We start from the raw sequence: 18191 nt of genomic DNA on the forward strand, positions 1-18191 counted from the left end.
CCAGTCCCAGTCCCAGTCCCAGTCCCAGTCCCAGTCCCAGTCGTGGTCGTGGTCGTCGCCTTCATCGCGACCGGCGCGATTAGCGCGACCCGCGCCCTTGACCCCTCCGGCGTGCCGCCGCGCCCCGCTACGCGCGCCGACGCGCCGGTGCGTTGACCAGCGCGATGCCCGTCAGCACGAGCGCCGCGGCCGACATGAAGCGCCAGCCGACCGATTCGCCGAGCAGCAGCACGCCGAACGCGACGCCGAACAGCGGCGACAGGAACGTGAACACCGACAGCCGCGACGCGCTGTAGCGGGTCAGCAGCCAGAACCACGACAGATAGCTGACGAACGCGACGATCACCGACTGATACGCGAGGCTCGCGAGCGCGAGCGGTGTGACGCGCGCGAACGAGATCTGGCCGAGCAGCGCGGCGAGCGCGAGCAGCACGGCAGCCGACACCGCGAGCTGGTAGAACAGCGTCTTGCTGGCGCTGACGCGGGCGAGCGACGTCGAGCGCACGACGACCGTCGTCGCGGCCCACATCGCGCCGCCGAGAATGCCGAGTGCATCGCCGGCCAGCCCCGCGAGCACCGACGTGCCTGGCGCGCGCGGTTTCAGGAAGCCGTCCGCGAACGCGAGCGCGATGCCGGCGAACGCGAGGCCGACGCCGGCCCACTGTATCCGCTGCAGCCGCTCGCCGGGCGCGAACAGATGCAGGCCGAGGGCCGTGAAGCACGGCGCGGTGTACAGGAAGATCGCCATGTGCGACGCGCTCGTCAGCGTCAGCCCGAAGAACACACAAACGAACTCGCCGGCGAATAGCGCGCCGGCCGCGATGCCGGGCCCGAGCGTGCCGTCCGCGCGGAACAACGGCGTGCCGCGCGAGCGTGCCCAGCCCCATAGCAGCAGCGCGGCGATCACCGAGCGCAGCCCGGCCTGGAACATCGGCGCAATCGCGGCGTTGGTGCTCTTGATGGCGACTTGCTGGAAGCCCCAGATCGCGCACAGCAGCAGCATCACGCCGACCGCGCGTGCGTCCAGCGCGCCGCGCGTCGGCGATGCGGCGAGCGCGCTCATCGGCGGACCTCGCCGGCGTGACGCAGGACGGGCAGCGAACGAGACGGGCAGACGGCGCGTTGTTGGCGAACGAGTTGGCGATTTCGCACGGCGGGCAATGTGGCTGAATGGGAAGAGGCGGCGCGGGCCGGCGGCGGGCGGATGCCCACGTTTGGTGCGACGTGCGACGATGTTACCCGATCGATGGACTTGCCGGCGAGCCTCCGGCGGAGCGGTGCCGGTCCGCGCGTGGGCGCAGGCGGTCGGGTGATGGTCTCAAGCACGTCCGAACGCCGCCCAAAATCCCGCCCGATCGCCCCGGAACCGTGACAGCACCGCCCGCAAACCACCCCCAACCCCGCGCCTCCACCCCCGGCGGGATTCACCCGTCTCCGGTAGAATTTCCGGTTCCGGAAAGTCCCCACAGGAGTACACAGATGCGTTTGCTGCATACGATGCTGCGAGTCGGCGATCTCGACCGCTCGATCAAGTTCTACACCGAATTGCTCGGCATGAAGCTGCTGCGTCGCGACGATTATCCGGAAGGCCGGTTCACGCTCGCATTCGTCGGCTACGAAGCGGAAAGCACGGGCACCGTGCTCGAGCTGACCCACAACTGGGATACGCCGTCCTACGATCTCGGCAACGGCTTCGGCCATCTTGCGGTGGAAGTCGACGATGCGTACGCGGCTTGCGAGAAGATCAAGGCGCAGGGCGGCAAGGTCACGCGCGAAGCGGGCCCGATGAAGCACGGCACGACCGTGATCGCGTTCGTCGAGGATCCGGACGGCTACAAGATCGAGTTCATCCAGAAGAAGGCGCACTGAGCGCGGTGCGCGTCGCGGCGCACGCTGCGCGCCGCGCGCAATGAAAAACGGGCGATGCCGCAGGTTGCGCATCGCCCGTTTCGCTTCGCGGTGCGAAGCTCGGCGTTACAGCGACGGCAGCAGCTCGGGCGGATGATGCTTGAGCGTGTGCCGCGCTTCGCGGAATTCGGGGAAGATCGATTCGACGGTCTGCCAGAACGCCGGGCTGTGGTTCATTTCGCGCAGATGCGACAGCTCGTGCGCGACGACGTAGTCGATGATCGACATCGGGAAGTGGATCAGCCGCCAGTTCAGCCGGATCCTGCCGTCGCTCGAGCAGCTGCCCCAGCGCGTCGCAGCCGACGACAGCGCGTAGGTCGAATACGTGACGCCGAGCCTTTGCGCATAGACGGCGAGGCGCTCGCCGAAGATCCGCTTCGCTTCGCCTTGCAGCCAGCCCTGCACGCGGTCCTTGATCTGCTGCATGTCGGCCTGCGCGGGCAGCGGCAGCGACAGCCGCAGCGTGTCGGTATCGAAGGCGACGGCGCTCGCGCCGAGCGCGATCGTCACTGTCTTGCCGAGATACGGGAGTTGCGCGCCGTCGCGCCAGTCGATCTGCGGCAGCGCCCGCTGTTCGGTGCGGGTCTTCCACTCGGCGAGCTTCGCGAAGATCCAGCGCTGCTTTTCGGCGATCGCCGCTTCGATGTCGGTGAGCGTGACCCAGCGCGGCGCGGTGATCGACAGGCCGCTGCCGTCGATCGTGAAGCCGATCGTGCGGCGCGCCGAGCGCTTGAGCCGATATTCGAGCACGCGGCTGTCGATCGCGAACGTGCGCACGCGCGAGCGATCGCGCGCAGGCCCCGGATCGAGCGGCGCGGCAGGCGCGCCGGCCGCGGGCGTGGCCGGCGGTGCGGTGGCGGGAGCGGGCGTGGCAGGTGTAGCCGGCGCGGGCGACGCGGCTGCCGGCCCGTCGAACAGCGGCAGGTCCATCTGGCGATGATCGAGGGCCACGACGGCAGGCCGTGGCCGCGGACGCTTCTTCATCAGTTCGCTTCGTTTCGTCGTACGCAACGGCTGCAGTCCGCGGGAGTCAGACGCGCGCGGCATCGCGCGTGCCGGCATTGCCCGCCTGCCGATAGGCATCGGGATCGATGCGGCGCATTTCCGCTTCGATCCAGGCTTCGACCTGCGAGTTCAATACGTCGGGCGTCTTGCCTTCGACCGGAATCGGTTTGCCGATCGACACCGTGACGACGCCCGGAAATTTCGTGAACGAGTTGCGCGGCCACACGCGACCCGCGTTGTGCGCGATCGGCACGACCGGCGTGCCGGTCTCGATCGCGAAGCGCGCGCCGCCCGTCTTGTACTTGCCCTGCTTGCCGACCGGCGTGCGCGTGCCTTCCGGAAACATGATCATCCACGCGCCTTCGGACAGGCGCTTCTTGCCCTGGCGGATCACCGACACGAACGCGTTCTTGCCTTCCTTGCGGTTGATGTTGACCATGTGCAGCAGCCCGAGCGCCCAGCCGAAGAACGGCACGTACAGCAGCTCGCGCTTGAACACGTAGCAGAGCGGCTTCGGCATCAGCGCCGGAAACGCGAGCGTTTCCCACGCGGACTGGTGCTTCGACAGCAGCACGGCCGGCCCGTCGGGCAGGTTCTCCATCCCTTCGATCCGGTAGCGGATTCCGTTCAGCCAGCGCACGACCCACAGCGTCGACTTGCACCAGCCGGCCGCCATCCAGTAGCGGGCGTCGGGGCGCATGAACGGAAAGGCGATGAAGCACGCGGTGGCGTACGGCACCGTGTACAGGATGAAGTAGATCAGCAGCAGCAGGGAGCGGACGAAGCGCATCGGCGTGGGTCTGACAGTAGGGAGGATGCGCGCGGCCGCCGCATCACTCGTGTTCGTGTGAAAGGAAGTCGAGCGCGAACGCGCGCAGATCGTCGTGGACCTTCGTGCCGGCCGGCAGGTTGCCGGCGGCGAGCGTCTTCTTGCCCTTGCCGGTCAGCACCAGGTGCGGCCGGAAGCCGGACGCGACGCCGGCCTGCAGATCGCGCAGCGAATCGCCGACTGCCGGCGTGTGACCCGGATCGATCTCGAAGCGCTCGGCGATCATCTGCATCATGCCGGGCTTCGGCTTGCGGCAGTCGCACTGGTCCTCGGCCGTATGCGGGCAGAAGAACACCGCGTCGATGCGCGCGCCGACCGCGGCCGCCGCGCGATGCATCTTCAGATGCATCGCGTTGAGCGCGGCCATGTCGAACAGCCCGCGGCCGATGCCGGACTGGTTGGTCGCGACCACCACGCGGTAGCCCGCGTGATTGAGCCGCGCGATCGCCTCGAGGCTGCCGGGCAGCGCGACCCACTCGTCGGGCGTCTTGATGAACGCATCCGAATCGACGTTGATCACGCCGTCCCGGTCGAGGACGACGAGCTTGCGGTTGGGGCTGGTCGGCATCGTCGGGCCTTAAGCGGCGAGCTTCGAGATGTCGGCGACGCAGTTCATCTGCTGATGCAGCGCGAACAGCAGCGCGAGACGGTTCGCGCGCAGCGCCGGATCTTCCGCGTTGACCATCACGTCGTTGAAGAACGTGTCGACGGGCGCGCGCAGCGCGGCGAGCGCCGACAGCGCGCCCGTGTACGCCCGCGCGTCGAGCTGCGACTGCACGTGCGGCGTGACCGCGGCGAGTTGCTCGTGCAGCGCCTTCTCCGCGGCCTCGACGAGCAGCGCCGGCTGGACCGCGCCGTTCACGCCGCCTTCCGACTTCTTCAGGATGTTCGAGATCCGCTTGTTGGCGGCCGCGAGCGCTTCGGCTTCCGCGAGGCGCGTGAATTCGCGCACCGCGTCGAGGCGCGCGACGAGATCGTCGACGCGCGTCGGATTCAGGCTCAGCACCGCGTCGACTTCGCCGGCCGTGTAGCCGCGTTCGCGCAGCAGGCCGCGCAGGCGGTCCATGAAGAACGCGAAGATCGCGTCCGTCGCTTCGGCGACGCCCGGCACCTGCTCGAAGCGCGCATGCGCGGTGCGCAGCAGCGACACGAGATCGAGCGGCAGCTGCTTCTCGAGCAGCAGGCGCAGCACGCCGAGCGCGTGGCGGCGCAGCGCGAACGGGTCCTTCTCGCCGGTCGGCGCGAGGCCGATGCCCCAGATGCCGACGATCGTCTCGAGCTTGTCGGCCAGCGCGACGGCGGTGGACACCGGCGTGGTCGGCAGCGCGTCGCCCGAGAAGCGCGGCTGGTAGTGCTCCGCGCACGCGAGCGCGACGTCGTCGGGCTCGCCGTCGTGGCGCGCGTAGTAGGTGCCCATCGTGCCCTGCAGCTCCGGGAACTCGCCGACCATGTCGGTCAGCAGGTCGGCCTTCGCGAGGCGCGCGGCACGCTTCGCATGCGCGACGTCCGCGCCGATCGCGGGCGCGATCTCGCCGGCCAGCGCCTCGAGGCGCTCGACGCGCGCGAGCGCCGAGCCGAGCTTGTTGTGATAGACGACGTTCGCGAGCAGCGGGACGCGCTCGGCGAGCGGCTTCTTCTTGTCCTGCTCGAAGAAGAACTTCGCGTCGGCCAGGCGCGGGCGCACGACGCGCTCGTTGCCTTCGATGATTTCACCGGGCGTCTTCGTCTCGATGTTCGACACGATCAGGAAGCGCGAGCGCAGCTTGCCGGCGATATCGGTCAGCGCGAAGTACTTCTGGTTCGTCTGCATCGTGAGGATCAGGCATTCCTGCGGCACCTGCAGGAATTCGTCCTCGAAGCGGCACGGATAGACGACCGGCCATTCGACCAGCGACGTCACTTCGTCGAGCAGCGCGTCGGGCATCACGACCGTGTCGCCGTTCGCGTGCTCGTTCAGTTGCGTGCGGATCGTCTCGCGGCGATCGGCGAAATGCGCGATCACGCGGCCCTTGTCGCGCAGCGTGTCCGCATACGCGCGCGCATGCTGGATCGCGACGAGGCCGTCGGACAGGAAGCGATGGCCGAGCGTGGTGTCGCCGGCGTCGACGCCGAACGCGGCCACCGGCACGACGCGATCGTCGTGCAGCACGGTCAGGCGATGCACCGGGCGCACGAACTTGACGTCCGTGCCGTCCGGGCGCTGATAGGTCATGACCTTCGGAATCGGCAGCTTCTCGAGCGTTTCGTCGAGCGCGGCCTGCAGGCCGTCGGCGAGCGTCGCGCCGGCCGCCGAGTAGTTGACGAAGAACGCCTCGGCCTTGCCGTCGTGCGCGCGCTCGAGCTCGGCGATCGTCAGGTCCGGGTGGCCGAGCGCCGCGAGCTTCTTCGCGAGCGGGGCGGTCGGCTTGCCTTCGGCGTCGAGCGCGACCGACACGGGCAGCACTTTTTCGCGGACCTGCCGGTCCGGCGCGACGGCGCGCACGTTCTGCACGACCACCGCGAGGCGGCGCGGCGTCGCGTAGCGTTCGAACACGAGTTCGCCTTCGACGAGGTCGCGCGCCGCGAGGCGTTGCGCGAGACCTTCGGCGAATGCGTCGCCGAGGCGCGCGAGGGCCTTCGGCGGCAGCTCTTCGGTCAGCAGTTCGACGAGCAGGGGGGCGGGATGGTTATGCGTCATGTCTTGAATGAGTCTCGTCTCGTCAGTCCTGATCGATCTTGCGTTCGACCTTCAGCGGCGGCGCCCATGCCGGCTGCGCGGCGTCCTGGGCGTCGGTGGTGAGGCCCGGCACGCCCGGCGGATTGCCGAGCATCGGGAAGCCGAGCTTCTCGCGCGAGTTGTAGTAAGCCTGCGCGACGAGACGCGACAGCGCGCGGATGCGGCCGATGTACGCCGCACGTTCGGTGACCGAAATCGCGCCGCGCGCGTCGAGCAGGTTGAACGTGTGACCGGCCTTCAGCACGAGCTCGTACGCGGGCAGCGCGAGCTGCGCGTCGATCATCTTCTTCGCTTCCGCTTCGTAGCTGCTGAAGAACGTGAACAGCAGATCGACGTTCGCGTGCTCGAAGTTGTAGGTCGACTGCTCGACCTCGTTCTGGTGGTACACGTCGCCGTACGACAGGCGGCGCAGCTCGGGGCCGTTCGGGCCTTGCTCCTCCCATTCGGTCCACACGAGGTCGTACACGTTCTCGACCTTCTGCAGGTACATCGCGAGGCGTTCGAGGCCGTAGGTGATCTCGCCGAGCACCGGCTTGCAGTCGAGGCCGCCGACCTGCTGGAAATACGTGAACTGCGTGACTTCCATCCCGTTCAGCCACACTTCCCAGCCGAGGCCCCACGCGCCGAGCGTCGGGTTCTCCCAGTCGTCCTCGACGAAGCGGACGTCGTTCTGCTGCAGGTCGAAGCCGAGCGCTTCCAGCGAGCCGAGGTAGAGATCGAGGATGTTTTCCGGCGCCGGCTTCAGCACGACCTGGTACTGGTAGTAATGCTGCAGGCGGTTCGGGTTCTCGCCGTAGCGGCCGTCCTTCGGGCGGCGCGACGGCTGCACGTAGGCGGCGCGCCACGGCTCGGGGCCGACCGCGCGCAGGAACGTGTGGACGTGCGACGTGCCCGCGCCGACTTCCATGTCGATGGGCTGGAGCAGAGCGCAACCCTGCTTGTCCCAGTAGGACTGCAGCGTCAGGATGATTTGCTGAAACGTAAGCATGAAGAGCCTTCGTGGCGCTGGCGCTCCGTTGCGGGCGGCGCTCCGGGCAACGCCCGGAGGGTCGGCTCGCGCGGCGGCGCGGCTTGTTAGTGTGCTGAAACGTGCAATTTTACCGGATCGGCGAGCGGATGCGGCCGGAACGCCGCCGATGCGCTGCCGGCGGGGTTCCGGCGCGCCGGGCGCGGCGTGTCGACACGCGCGGCGCGCGCGGTCGTGCGGTGTCGCGACGCGCATGCCGCGCCGGCTTCCGCGCGGCGTTGCGCGCCGCTACGCGACGGCGTGCGGGCGTTAAGATGCGCGTATTGCGGCGCTCGCCGCAGGACCGCTCGCCTATCCCGATCGCATGCAAGACTCGAACGAACTCCTGATTCCGCTGCTGCCGCCGCTGCTCGCGCTGCTCGGCCACGCCGCCGACGCGCGTGCGCGCGGCGATGCCGATGTGCACGCACTGTGGCTGGCCGCGGCCGGCCAGCTGCACGCAGCCGATAGCGCGGCGCTCGCGCAGCTGACCACGACGCTCGTCGCGCGGCAGCGCATCGCCGACGCGCTCGCGCTGGCCGAATGCGCGGCGCGCGTGCATCCCGGTGTCGCGGCGCTGTTCAACCACGGCTACGCGCTGCAGATGGCCGGCCGTCACGCGGACGCGGTCGCGCCGTACCGCGCGGCCTATGCGCTCGATCCGCGCTGGCCGTCGCTGCGCAACAACCTCGCGATCGCGCTGCGGCTGTCGGGCGGCGATCGCAACGAGGAAATCGCGCTGCTCGACGCGGCCGTCGAGGCCGATCCGTACGACGTGCAGGCGTGGATCAACCTGGTCGTCGCGCGGCTCGCGGCGCTCGACCTCGACGGCGCGCTCGCATCCGCGGCGCGGCTCGCGGAGATCGCGCCCGACAACGCGCTCGCGCTGAACAACATCGCGATGGCGATGAAGGAGGCGCAGCGCTGGGACGACGCCGAGCGCTACGCGACGCGTGCGTGCGAACTCGCGCCCGACGACGCATCGTTCCGTTTCAACCTCGCGATCATCCAGCTCGTGCGCGGCAATTACGCGGCCGGCTGGCGCGGCCACGAGGCGCGCTGGGACGGCGCCGGCGAGCTGCGCGGCCGCCGCCCGGCGCTGCCGGGCCCGCGTTGGCAGGGCGAGCCGCTCGCCGGCGAGACCTTGCTCGTCTGGGGCGAGCAGGGGCTCGGCGACGTGCTGCAGTTCGCGCGCTTCGTCGCGCCGCTCGCCGAGCGCGCGCACCGCGAAGGCGGCCGGCTCGTGTGGAACACGTTTCCGCAGCTGGGCACGCTGATGCAGCGCAGCCTCGGCGCGCACGTGGACGCGTTCAGCGCCGGCGGCGGTGTCGACACGCTGCCGCCGTTCGATTACGAGGTGCCGCTGATCGGCCTGCCGTTGATGCTCGGGATGGAGACTTCGACGCTCGGCGCGTCGGTGCCGTACCTGCATGCGGAGCCACATGCGCGCGACGCGTGGCGCGCGCGGCTCGCGGGCGAGCGGCGGCTGAAGGTCGGGCTCGTGTGGACGGGCAGTGCGGGGCACCAGCGCAACCCGTTCCGGCGCGTCGGGCTCGCGCGCTATGCCGATGCGTTCGGCGGCATCGACGGCGTCGCGTTTTATTCGCTGCAGCCGGGCGCGGATGCCGATGTCGCCGCGGCGCGCGCGGCCGGTTTCGCGATCGAGGACTTTACCGCCGAGCTGAAGAGTTTCGACGACACGGCGGCGTTCATCGGCGCGCTCGATCTGGTGATCACGGTGTGCACGTCGGTTGCGCATCTGTCGGGCGCGCTCGGCGCGCGCACCTGGGTCGCGCTCGACGTGAATCCGCATTGGCCGTGGCTGCTCGATCGCACCGACAGCCCGTGGTATCCGAGCGCGACGCTCTACCGGCAGCCGACGTTCGGTGCGTGGGCGCCGGTGATGGACGCGCTCGCGCGCGATTTGCGTGGGCTCGCGGCTGGGCGGGGTTGAGCGGCTGGCAGTCGTTGGGTAGCGGCTCGCATTGGCGGTTGGCCTGAGCGATCAGCCTGAACGACTCGCCTGAGGGATCAGACGGGCCGGCCGGTCCGAGCGACCAACCCCCGCTCACACGTCGCCGCCCCCGTCGCGCATCGCCCGCTCGCGGCGGCGCAGCCCCGGCCCGAACGTGAAGCCGAACGCGAGCAGCATCAGCGACACGGCGAGCACGACGGCGTTGCCGCTCGTCACGTACGGCGTGAAGCCGCTGGTGCCTTCGATCCGCACGTCGAGCGAGCCGATCGTGTATGGCTTGAGCTGGCCGAGCACGCGGCCGCGTGCGTCGATCGCGGCCGTCATCCCGGTATTGGTCGAGCGCAGCATCGGCCGGCCGGTTTCGAGCGCGCGCATGCGGGCGATCTGCAGATGCTGGTCGAGCGCGATGGTGTCGCCGAACCACGCGAGGTTCGTCACGTTGACGAGCACGCCGGGCGGCTGCGGGTTGTCGCGGATCGTCGCGGCGATCTCCTCGCCGAACAAGTCCTCGTAGCAGATATCGGCCATCACCGGCTGGTTGTGAACGAGGAACGGCTTCTGCACCGGTGCGCCGCGCGCGAAGTCGCCGAGCGGCATCTTCATCAGGTCGACGAACCAGCGGAAGCCCCACGGAATGAACTCGCCGAACGGGACCAGATGGTGCTTGTCGTAGTGGTAAATGTCTCGCGAATGCGGCGTCACGCCATACAGGCTGTTCGTGTAGTCGACGTAATGGCCGTCCGGCGTCACCGATGCGCCGACCGCGCCGAACAGCACGGCCGAGCCCGTCGTGTCGCTGAACTTGCGGATCGCGACGGCGAACGGCTCGGGCAGCTCCTGGATCATCACCGCGATCGCGGTTTCCGGCGTGACGATCAGGTCGGCCGGCTTCTCGACGATCATCTGCGTGTACATCTTGATCGCCGCGTCGATGCCTTCCTGCTCGAACTTGATGTCCTGCTTCACGTTGCCCTGCAGCAGCCGCACCGTGAGCGGCGCGTTCGCGGGCACGGTCCAGCTCGCCTGCGACAGCCCGATGCCGAGCGCCGCCAGCGCGACCGCCAGCACGGCCGGCGCGGCCGCCCGGATCGCGGGCGCGCGTGCAGCGCCGGGAGCACCAAGCTCGGCGGTGCGCGGCCGGCGCGCGGCGACGAGCGCCTGCACGGCCAGCGCGGCGAACAGCGCGAGCACCCATGCGATCCCGTACACGCCGACGACCGGCGCGAACCCGGCGAGCGGCCCGTCGACCTGCGCGTAACCGCTCGCGAGCCACGGAAAGCCGGTGAACACGGTGCCGCGCAGCCATTCGCCGAACGCCCATGCGCTCGCGAACGCGAACGCGCCGTGCCACGTCGGCGCGAACGGCCGCGGGTCGGGCGCGCGGCGATGCCACGCGTGGCCCGCGCAAAACGACCACAACGCGGCCGAAAACGCCGGGTACAGCGACAGGTACAGCGCGAACAGCACCAGCGCGCCGCCCGCGAGCGGCGCGGCCATCTCGCCGTACACGTGCATGCTGATGTACAGCCACCAGATGCCGCTGATGAAGTTGCCGAACCCGAATGCGCCGCCGGTGAGCGCGGCGCCGCGCCAGCTCGACGTGCGCGTGAGCTGCGCGAAGAACCAGACGAATACGGCGAGCTGCAGCCAGCCGCCGTGCGGCGTCGGCGCGAAGCTGAGCGTATTGGCCGCGCCGGCGAGCAGCGCGGCCGGATAGTGCCAGCGCGGCAGCGCGCGCCCGGGGGCGGGCGCGAGGAGGCCGCCAGCCGGGCGGGACGGGATCGGATCGTCCATGTGAAGCGAAAGAGGGCGAGCGGTTGAGGAAGGCGCGGCCGGCGCGGCCGGTCAGGTCAGTCGTCGTGCGAGGTTTCGGCGCGCCGGCTCGCGAGCGGGTTGCGGCGCACCAGCAGCACGTGGACCTGCCGCGCATCGCCGCGCTGGATCTCGAACACGAGGTTGCCGAGCTGCAGCTTCTCGCCGCGATGCGGCACGCGGCCGAAATGATGGGTGATCAGCCCGCCGATCGTGTCGACCTCGTCGTCCGGGAAGTCGGTGCCGAAGGTCTCGTTGAACTGTTCGATCTCGGTGAGCGCGCGCACGCGGTAGCGGCCGTCGGGCGCCGAGATGATGTTGCCGGCCTCTTCGTCGAAGTCGTATTCGTCCTCGATGTCGCCGACGATCTGCTCGAGCACGTCCTCGATCGTGATCAGGCCCGCGACGCCGCCGTATTCGTCGACGACGATCGCCAGATGATTGCGGTTCACGCGGAAGTCGTGCAGCAGCACGTTCAGGCGCTTCGATTCGGGGATGAACACCGCCGGGCGCAGCATGCCGCGCACGTCGAATTCTTCCTCGGCGTAAAAGCGCAGCAGATCCTTCGCGAGCAGCACGCCGATCACGTTGTCGCGGTTCTCCTCGAACACCGGATAGCGCGAGTGCGCCTTCTCGAGGACGAACGGGATGAAATCTTCGGGCTTGTCGGTGATGTTGATCGCGTCCATCTGCGCACGCGGCACCATGATGTCGCGCGCACACAGGTCGGACACCTGGAACACCCCCTCGATCATCGACAGCGAATCGGCGTCGATCAGGTTGCGTTCGTGCGCATCCTGGAGGATTTCCAGCAGTTCCGTCCGGGATTCCGGCTCGGGCGAGATGAAGTCGGTCAGGCGCTCGAGCAGCGAGCGCTTTTCTTGCGGTTTGTCGATTGGCTTACGACTGGGATACGAATCGTTCATGGTGGTGCGCCCGGATCATGCCGGGGCGCGCGGTCACGGAGTAGGGAAGGATACACCAAGGGCATGGCGCGGCCGTGTCACCGGCCGTCCGGCCAGGCCGGGCGGCCCGCGCGTCGGCCGGGACTCGACCGCGCGCGGCACGGCGGCCCTGCTTCGGGTCCATCCTATCTCAGAAAGGGCCGGCAGCGCAGCGAAGGCAAAAATACCCGGGCGGGAGCGGGAGCGGCCGGCGGCCGGCGGCCGGCGGCCCGAGGCCCGAGGCCCGCGCGGCGGCATTTCGTCGCGCCGGCCCGGCGGGCGCCGCGTCAGAAGCGCATGCCGGCCGAGCAGCCGCCCGCGGCCGCGCCGTTGGTCGCGGCGCCGCCGCAGCCGAACATTCCGCAGCCCGACACCGCGACGCTCGCGGCGATCAGCAGCGCGGCGACGATGCAGCGCGATCTGGTTGACGGTTTCATCGTGGCCATCCTGGTTCGAATGCAGGGGCGCGGCGGCGCGCTCGCCCGGCGCGGACCGGCGTGCGGCGCCTCACCGGCATCGCGAGAGCAGCGCTTCCAGCGCGCGATCGGGGATGCCGCTCGCGCGCAGCGCGTCGACGGTGCGGCTCACGTAATCGAGCGTCGTGCCGTAGCGGCCCGCCGCGCTGTCGAACACCGCCTTCACGACGGGGTCGGGCAGCTTGCCCGTGTAGGTGGGCGCGTCGCGGCGCATCACGAACGCGAGCGCCTGCACGCGTTCGCCGGTCTCGAGCGAGCACGGCAGCCATGCGGGCCGGTACGAGCCCATCGGCATTTCGCGTTTCCACAGCGTCTCGAGATGCGGCTGGGCGGTCGGGCCCGCGATCCGGAATGCGATGCCCGCGCAGGAGCCGCCGCGATCGAGCGCGAGCACGAGGCCCGGATGCTCGGGCGTGCCGCGGTTCACGCGCGACCACAAATAGAGCCCGCGGTGATAGCCGTGCACCTTGCCGCGCACGGCGGCGACCGTCGGCAGGCCGGGGTTCCAGATCAGCGACCCATAGCCGAACAGCCACAGGTCTTGCCGGCCGTCCCAATCGCGCATCGTGTGCGCGAGCGACGCGGCGAGTTCCTCTTCCGTCAGCAGCCGGCCCTCGCCGATCGACGGCGGGTAGGCGGGCGGCAGCAGCGCGGCGTGGTGCATGGTGCGGACGGCGTTTACTGGTACGGGTTCGGGAAGCCCAGCTTCGCGAGAATGTCGATTTCGAGCGCTTCCATTTCGGCGGCGTCCGCGTCGCTCGTCTCGTGGTCGTAGCCTTGCGCGTGCAGCGCGCCGTGGACCAGCAGGTGCGCGTAGTGGGCCGCGAGCGGCTTGTTCTGCTCGCGCGCTTCCTTTTCGACGACCGGGCAGCACAGCACCAGATCGCCGATCACGGTGCCGTCCGGCGCCGGATCGTAGGCGAACGTCAACACGTTGGTCGGATAGTCCTTATGGCGATAGCCGGCGTTCAGCGTGCGGCCTTCTTCCTCGCCGACGAAGCGCACGGTGAGCTGCGCGCTCGCGAACAGCGCCGGCTCGATCCATTCGGCGATCAGCTTGCGCTTCGGCAGCGTTTTGCGCAGCTCGGCGGTGATTTCGTCGCCGTATTGCACGGACAGTTCGAACTCCAGTTCGCGGCCGCCTTCATCCATTTCTTCGTCGCGCGGCGCGAGTTCGGCGCCGACGTGCAGCGTCACGCTGTCGTAGTGCTCGGGCTGCAGCGCGAGCTTCGCGCGCATGGTCGGATCGTTGTGCTGAGCGACGATCGCGACGGCCGCGTCGCCCGAGCTGCCCGACAGGTCGAACATCAGGCTGCGGCCGTCCGGGAAGTCGATTCGCAGCCCTTGCGCGTTGACGCTCCGGGCCTTGCCCTTCGCATCGAACAGGGAAACACGGGGGGATTCTGGCGCGGCAGACTGCGCGCGCCCGGACTTGCGAGAACGGGATGATTTCATGACTGGGGCGGCGATTGGAACGCGTTGAGGATACACCAAACGGCCGATCGCACCCGAATGCGCCGCGTCCGGACGCGGGTGAAAAAATGCCCGGCGCGCCGTCGGGCGGGCCGGGCCGGTGGCTGCTGCGGCGCGCGGGCGCCGCAGCAGCGTCACGCGTCGTCAGGCGTCCTCATGCGTCCTTGTGTTGCGCGTGGAAGTCGTCGTACGCCTCGACGATGCGCGCGACGAGCGGATGGCGCACGACGTCCGCGCTCGTGAAGCGCGTGAGCGCGATCCCGCGCACGTCGCCGAGCACCTGCTGCGCCTCGACGAGCCCGCTCTTGTGCCCGCGCGGCAGGTCGACCTGGCTCGTGTCGCCGGTGACGACGGCCTTCGAGCCGAAGCCGATCCGCGTGAGGAACATCTTCATCTGCTCGGGCGTCGTGTTTTGCGCCTCGTCGAGGATGATGAACGCGTGGTTCAGCGTGCGTCCGCGCATGTACGCGAGCGGCGCGATCTCGATCATCTGGCGCTCGAACATCTTCGCGGTCTTGTCGAAGCCGAGCAGGTCGTACAGCGCGTCGTACAGCGGCCGCAGATACGGGTCGACCTTCTGCGCGAGGTCGCCCGGCAGGAAGCCGAGCCGCTCGCCGGCCTCGACGGCCGGGCGCGTCAGCACGATCCGCTTGACCTGGTCGCGCTCGAGCGCGTCGACCGCGCATGCAACCGCGAGGTAGGTCTTGCCCGTGCCGGCCGGTCCGATGCCGAACGTCACGTCGTGCTGCAGGATCTGCTTCAGGTATTCGCGCTGCGCGGGCGTGCGGCCGCGCAGGTCGGCGCGCCGCGTGTACAGCTTCGGCGCGGGCTCCTCGTCGGGCGCGGCGTCGTCGAGCGCCGCCGCCGGTTCGTCGAACGGATGGTCGGGATCGCCGCGAAAGCGCACGTCGACCGTGTGCTGCCGGCCGTTGCCGGCGGTGTGACGCACTTCGACCAGCGCGAGCTGGATGTCGTCGACCGACAGCGGATCGCGGGCGCGGTTGTAGAAGTTCTCGAGCGCCGCGAGTGCGAGCTTCGCGCCGCGGCCGCGGATCGTGATCCGGTGGCCGCGCCGCGCGAGCGTCACGTCGAGCGCCTGTTCGATCTGCCGCAGATTCTCGTCGAGCGGGCCGCAGAGGTTCGCGAGGCGCGCGTTGTCGTCGCGCGGTGCGGTGAATTCCAGTGCTTGGACGGTCTTCAAAGTAGCGTCGGGCTCCTGTGGAACGTCAGTCGGTCAGTGGGTGGCCGCGCTCGCGTCGTCGCTCACGAGCAGCAGCTCGCCGCGCAGCGAGTGCGGGTACGCATGGTTGATCTTCACGTCGATCATCTGGCCGATCAGGCGCGGGTGCGATGCGAGCGGCGCCGGGAAGTTCACCACGCGGTTGTTCTCGGTGCGGCCCGACAGCTCGTTCGGATCCTTGCGCGACGGGCCTTCGACGAGAATGCGCTCGACCTTGCCGACCATCGACTGGCTGATGCGCGCGACGTTCTCCTCGATGGTCGCCTGCAGATGTTGCAGGCGTTTGAGCTTGACCTCGCGCGGCGTGTCGTCGTGCAGGTTGGCGGCCGGCGTGCCGGGCCGCGGGCTGTAGATGAACGAGAAGCTGGTGTCGTAGCTCATCTCGTGGACGAGCGCCATCATCTTGTCGAAGTCGTCTTCGGTCTCGCCGGGGAAGCCGACGATCATGTCGGTCGACAGCGACAGGTCGGGGCGGATCGCACGCAGCTTGCGGATCACCGACTTGTATTCGAGCACCGTGTAGCCGCGCTTCATCGCCATCAGGATCCGGTCGGAGCCGTGCTGGACCGGCAGGTGCAGGTGGCTCACGAGCTTCGGCACCTTCGCGTAGGTGTCGATCAGGCGCTGCGTGAACTCCTTCGGATGCGACGTCGTGTAGCGGATCCGCTCGATGCCCGGAATGTCGGCGACGTATTCGATCAGCGTCGCGAAATCGGCGATGTCGGCCGAGCCGGCGCTCAGCGCGCCGCGGTACGCGTTCACGTTTTGGCCGAGCAGCGTCACTTCGCGCACGCCCTGGTCGGCGAGGCCGGCCACTTCGGTCAGCACGTCGTCGAGCGGGCGCGACACTTCATCGCCGCGCGTGTACGGGACCACGCAGTAGCTGCAGTACTTCGAGCAGCCTTCCATGATCGACACGAACGCGCTCGGGCCTTCGACGCGCGCGGGCGGCAGATGGTCGAACTTCTCGATCTCGGGGAACGTGATGTCGACCTGCGCGCGGCCGCTCGCGCGGCGCGCGTCGATCATCTGCGGCAGGCGGTGCAATGTTTGCGGGCCGAACACGAGGTCGACGTACGGCGCGCGCGACACGATCGATGCACCTTCCTGGCTCGCGACGCAGCCGCCGACGCCGATCAGCAGGCCGGGCTTCGCTTCCTTCAGCTCGCGCACGCGGCCGAGATCGGAGAACACCTTTTCCTGCGCCTTCTCGCGCACCGAGCACGTGTTGAACAGGATGATGTCCGCGTCTTCGGGCGTGTCGGTCTTCTCGAGGCCTTCGGCCGCATTCAGCACGTCCACCATCTTGTCCGAGTCGTACTCGTTCATCTGGCAGCCGAAGGTCTTTACGTAAACTTTCTTGGTCATGGGGTTCGCCGTTCGCAGTGGTTGACCTGGGGGCGTCGTCAAGGGTGAATCGGGACGGCCGCGCGCTGCATGCACGCTGCATGATATGGCGCGCATTGGACAGGAAAGGCCGTCGGGAAAGCTTTCCATTATAGCTTTTCGCGGCCCGCCGGACCGGTGGCCGGTTGCGGGCGCGCGCCGCCGTGCCGGTGCGTTCCGGCCCCTTGCTGGCCCCATCCCGGCAAGGGGCGAGCACAGACGTCGCGCGGAACACCCATTGCGCCGCGCTGCTGATAACGGTGTGAAGATAACTTCGTTTGCCCGCTCCGGGCCCGGTGATAGCGTGTCGATACGCGCCGTGCATGGCGCACTCCGATTCCGGCTTACCCCATTGCAGGGCCGCATCGCGGCCCGGAGGTCATGCTATGTCTACACCCCTGGCGCTGGTGCGCGACGTGTCTTCGTTCGAGTCCGGCGACGCCGCCGGCGCGCGGACGTCCGCTTCGCTCGACGCGCTCGAGCACGTCGTCGGCGTGAATCTCGCGCGCCTGCGTGCCGAGCGGCAACTGTCTCTCGATGCGCTCGCGCGGTTGTCCGGCGTGTCGCGCGCGATGCTCGCGCAGATCGAATCCGCGCGCAGCGTGCCGTCGATCAAGGTTCTCTGCAAGATCGCCGCGGCCCTGAAGGTGTCGGTCGCCGCCTTCCTGCGCCGTCACGCGGTGAACGGCTTCGAGCATCTGGCGGCCGAGCGCGCGGTGCGCGTCGTCAGCTCGAACGGCCGCTTTTCCGCGCGCGCGCTGTATCCGGAAGGCGAACCGGCCGCGGCCGAGTTCCACGAGCTGCGCATCGCGCCGCTGCATACGGAGCCTGGCACGCCGCGTGCGCCCGGCACGACGATCAATCTGGTGGTCAGCGAGGGCACGCTCGAAGTCAGCGTGCATGACCGTCGCCAGCTGCTCGCGACCGGCGACGCGATCGTGTTCGACGCCGACCAGCCGTACAGCCTGCGCAACCCCGGCGACAGCGATGCGCGCGCGTTCCGCGTGACGGTCGGCCCCGAGGCGCCGCCGCGCTGGCACGTGCGCGATGCGGCCGCGGCCGGCTCGGCGGCCGGCTGATTGCGCGCGAACGCCGCGATTGCCGCGGCGGGCGGCGGGCCGTAGCGGCGACTTCGTTAGACGGTGTCGCCGGTAAGGGTATAGCCGCGGTTCGCTGCGCGGCGTTTGCAGCTGAGGTATGCTTTGCCCGCTGGTTCCGGGATCGATGTCCCGGCCGGCAATCAGTGCGTCTTCAGGGCGGGGCGAAATTCCCCACCGGCGGTAGGCTGGCGAAAGCCGGCGAGCCCGCGAGCGCCCGCGCAGCTGCGCGGGGTCAGCAGATCTGGTCGAATGCCAGAGCCGACGGTCATAGTCCGGATGAGAGAAGATGTGCAGATAGTCATGTCCGTCAGGGCCGCTTCG

16 protein-coding genes and 1 riboswitch are annotated in these 18191 nt (G+C 69.2%); of the genes, 3 read left to right on the forward strand and 13 right to left on the reverse strand.

All coding sequences use genetic code 11. The features are described 5' to 3' along the window. Positions 1-127: 127 nt before the first annotated feature. Positions 128-1063 (reverse strand): DMT family transporter, encoded by a 936-nt coding sequence (locus MBR110_RS04535; protein WP_011885971.1) that lies wholly within the window; start codon positions 1061-1063, stop codon positions 128-130. A 416-nt stretch (positions 1064-1479) separates the two neighbouring features. Between MBR110_RS04535 and gloA the strand changes: the two genes are divergently transcribed. Then, positions 1480-1869, forward strand: a complete 390-nt coding sequence (gene gloA / locus MBR110_RS04540; RefSeq protein ID WP_011885970.1) for a lactoylglutathione lyase — start codon at positions 1480-1482, stop codon at positions 1867-1869. 105 nt (positions 1870-1974) lie between these two features. Here the strand turns inward: gloA and MBR110_RS04545 are convergent, their stop codons facing one another. The 5 genes from MBR110_RS04545 to glyQ are packed head-to-tail and all read right to left on the reverse strand — an operon-like array spanning position 1975 to position 7446. Continuing rightward, a complete protein-coding gene (locus tag MBR110_RS04545; RefSeq protein ID WP_059461506.1) occupies positions 1975-2892 on the reverse strand; it encodes a M48 family metallopeptidase in 918 nt (305 codons plus the stop codon). 46 nt (positions 2893-2938) lie between these two features. Next, complete coding sequence (locus tag MBR110_RS04550; protein WP_011885968.1) at positions 2939-3703, reverse strand: lysophospholipid acyltransferase family protein; 765 nt, start codon at positions 3701-3703, stop codon at positions 2939-2941. A 43-nt stretch (positions 3704-3746) separates the two neighbouring features. Next, a complete protein-coding gene (gene gmhB, locus MBR110_RS04555) occupies positions 3747-4310 on the reverse strand; it encodes a D-glycero-beta-D-manno-heptose 1,7-bisphosphate 7-phosphatase (protein WP_181709201.1) in 564 nt (187 codons plus the stop codon). Between the two features lie 9 nt (positions 4311-4319). After that, positions 4320-6419: a glycine--tRNA ligase subunit beta gene (glyS, locus tag MBR110_RS04560; RefSeq protein WP_011885966.1), complete on the reverse strand. Its 2100-nt coding sequence runs from the start codon at positions 6417-6419 to the stop codon at positions 4320-4322. A 22-nt stretch (positions 6420-6441) separates the two neighbouring features. Continuing rightward, positions 6442-7446, reverse strand: a complete 1005-nt coding sequence (gene glyQ / locus MBR110_RS04565) for a glycine--tRNA ligase subunit alpha (RefSeq protein ID WP_081057394.1) — start codon at positions 7444-7446, stop codon at positions 6442-6444. Between the two features lie 343 nt (positions 7447-7789). Between glyQ and MBR110_RS04570 the strand changes: the two genes are divergently transcribed. Further along, positions 7790-9418 carry a tetratricopeptide repeat protein gene (locus tag MBR110_RS04570; protein WP_181709202.1) on the forward strand — a complete coding sequence of 543 codons (1629 nt, stop codon included), beginning with the start codon at positions 7790-7792 and terminating at the stop codon, positions 9416-9418. A gap of 114 nt (positions 9419-9532) precedes the next feature. Here MBR110_RS04570 and lnt read toward each other — a convergent pair whose 3' ends face one another. From lnt to miaB, 7 genes are all read right to left on the reverse strand, one after another. Further along, a complete protein-coding gene (gene lnt / locus MBR110_RS04575; RefSeq protein WP_181709203.1) occupies positions 9533-11233 on the reverse strand; it encodes an apolipoprotein N-acyltransferase in 1701 nt (566 codons plus the stop codon). Positions 11234-11289: 56 nt separating this feature from the next. Beyond that, positions 11290-12177, reverse strand: a complete 888-nt coding sequence (locus MBR110_RS04580) for an HlyC/CorC family transporter (protein ID WP_011885962.1) — start codon at positions 12175-12177, stop codon at positions 11290-11292. Positions 12178-12482: 305 nt separating this feature from the next. Continuing rightward, complete coding sequence (locus MBR110_RS04585; RefSeq protein WP_164716012.1) at positions 12483-12632, reverse strand: hypothetical protein; 150 nt, start codon at positions 12630-12632, stop codon at positions 12483-12485. A gap of 70 nt (positions 12633-12702) precedes the next feature. Beyond that, the gene (locus MBR110_RS04590) at positions 12703-13335 is read right to left on the reverse strand and encodes a gamma-glutamylcyclotransferase (protein WP_011885961.1); all 633 of its coding nucleotides are present in this window, start codon (positions 13333-13335) and stop codon (positions 12703-12705) included. A 14-nt stretch (positions 13336-13349) separates the two neighbouring features. After that, positions 13350-14126 carry an rRNA maturation RNase YbeY gene (ybeY, locus tag MBR110_RS04595; RefSeq protein WP_041493888.1) on the reverse strand — a complete coding sequence of 259 codons (777 nt, stop codon included), beginning with the start codon at positions 14124-14126 and terminating at the stop codon, positions 13350-13352. A gap of 172 nt (positions 14127-14298) precedes the next feature. Continuing rightward, positions 14299-15345 (reverse strand): PhoH family protein, encoded by a 1047-nt coding sequence (locus MBR110_RS04600; protein ID WP_011885959.1) that lies wholly within the window; start codon positions 15343-15345, stop codon positions 14299-14301. 33 nt (positions 15346-15378) lie between these two features. Further along, on the reverse strand, positions 15379-16752 hold the full coding sequence (gene miaB, locus MBR110_RS04605; RefSeq protein ID WP_011885958.1) for a tRNA (N6-isopentenyl adenosine(37)-C2)-methylthiotransferase MiaB: 1374 nt from the start codon (positions 16750-16752) through the stop codon (positions 15379-15381). A gap of 404 nt (positions 16753-17156) precedes the next feature. On the opposite strand from miaB, the gene MBR110_RS04610 reads away from it, so the two are divergent. Then, the gene (locus tag MBR110_RS04610; protein ID WP_011885957.1) at positions 17157-17849 is read left to right on the forward strand and encodes a helix-turn-helix domain-containing protein; all 693 of its coding nucleotides are present in this window, start codon (positions 17157-17159) and stop codon (positions 17847-17849) included. 164 nt (positions 17850-18013) lie between these two features. Then, positions 18014-18162: riboswitch (FMN riboswitch) on the forward strand. Positions 18163-18191 lie beyond the last annotated feature (29 nt).

Source organism: Burkholderia sp. MBR-1, from assembly GCF_013822785.1.
GTDB lineage: Bacteria > Pseudomonadota > Gammaproteobacteria > Burkholderiales > Burkholderiaceae > Burkholderia > Burkholderia vietnamiensis.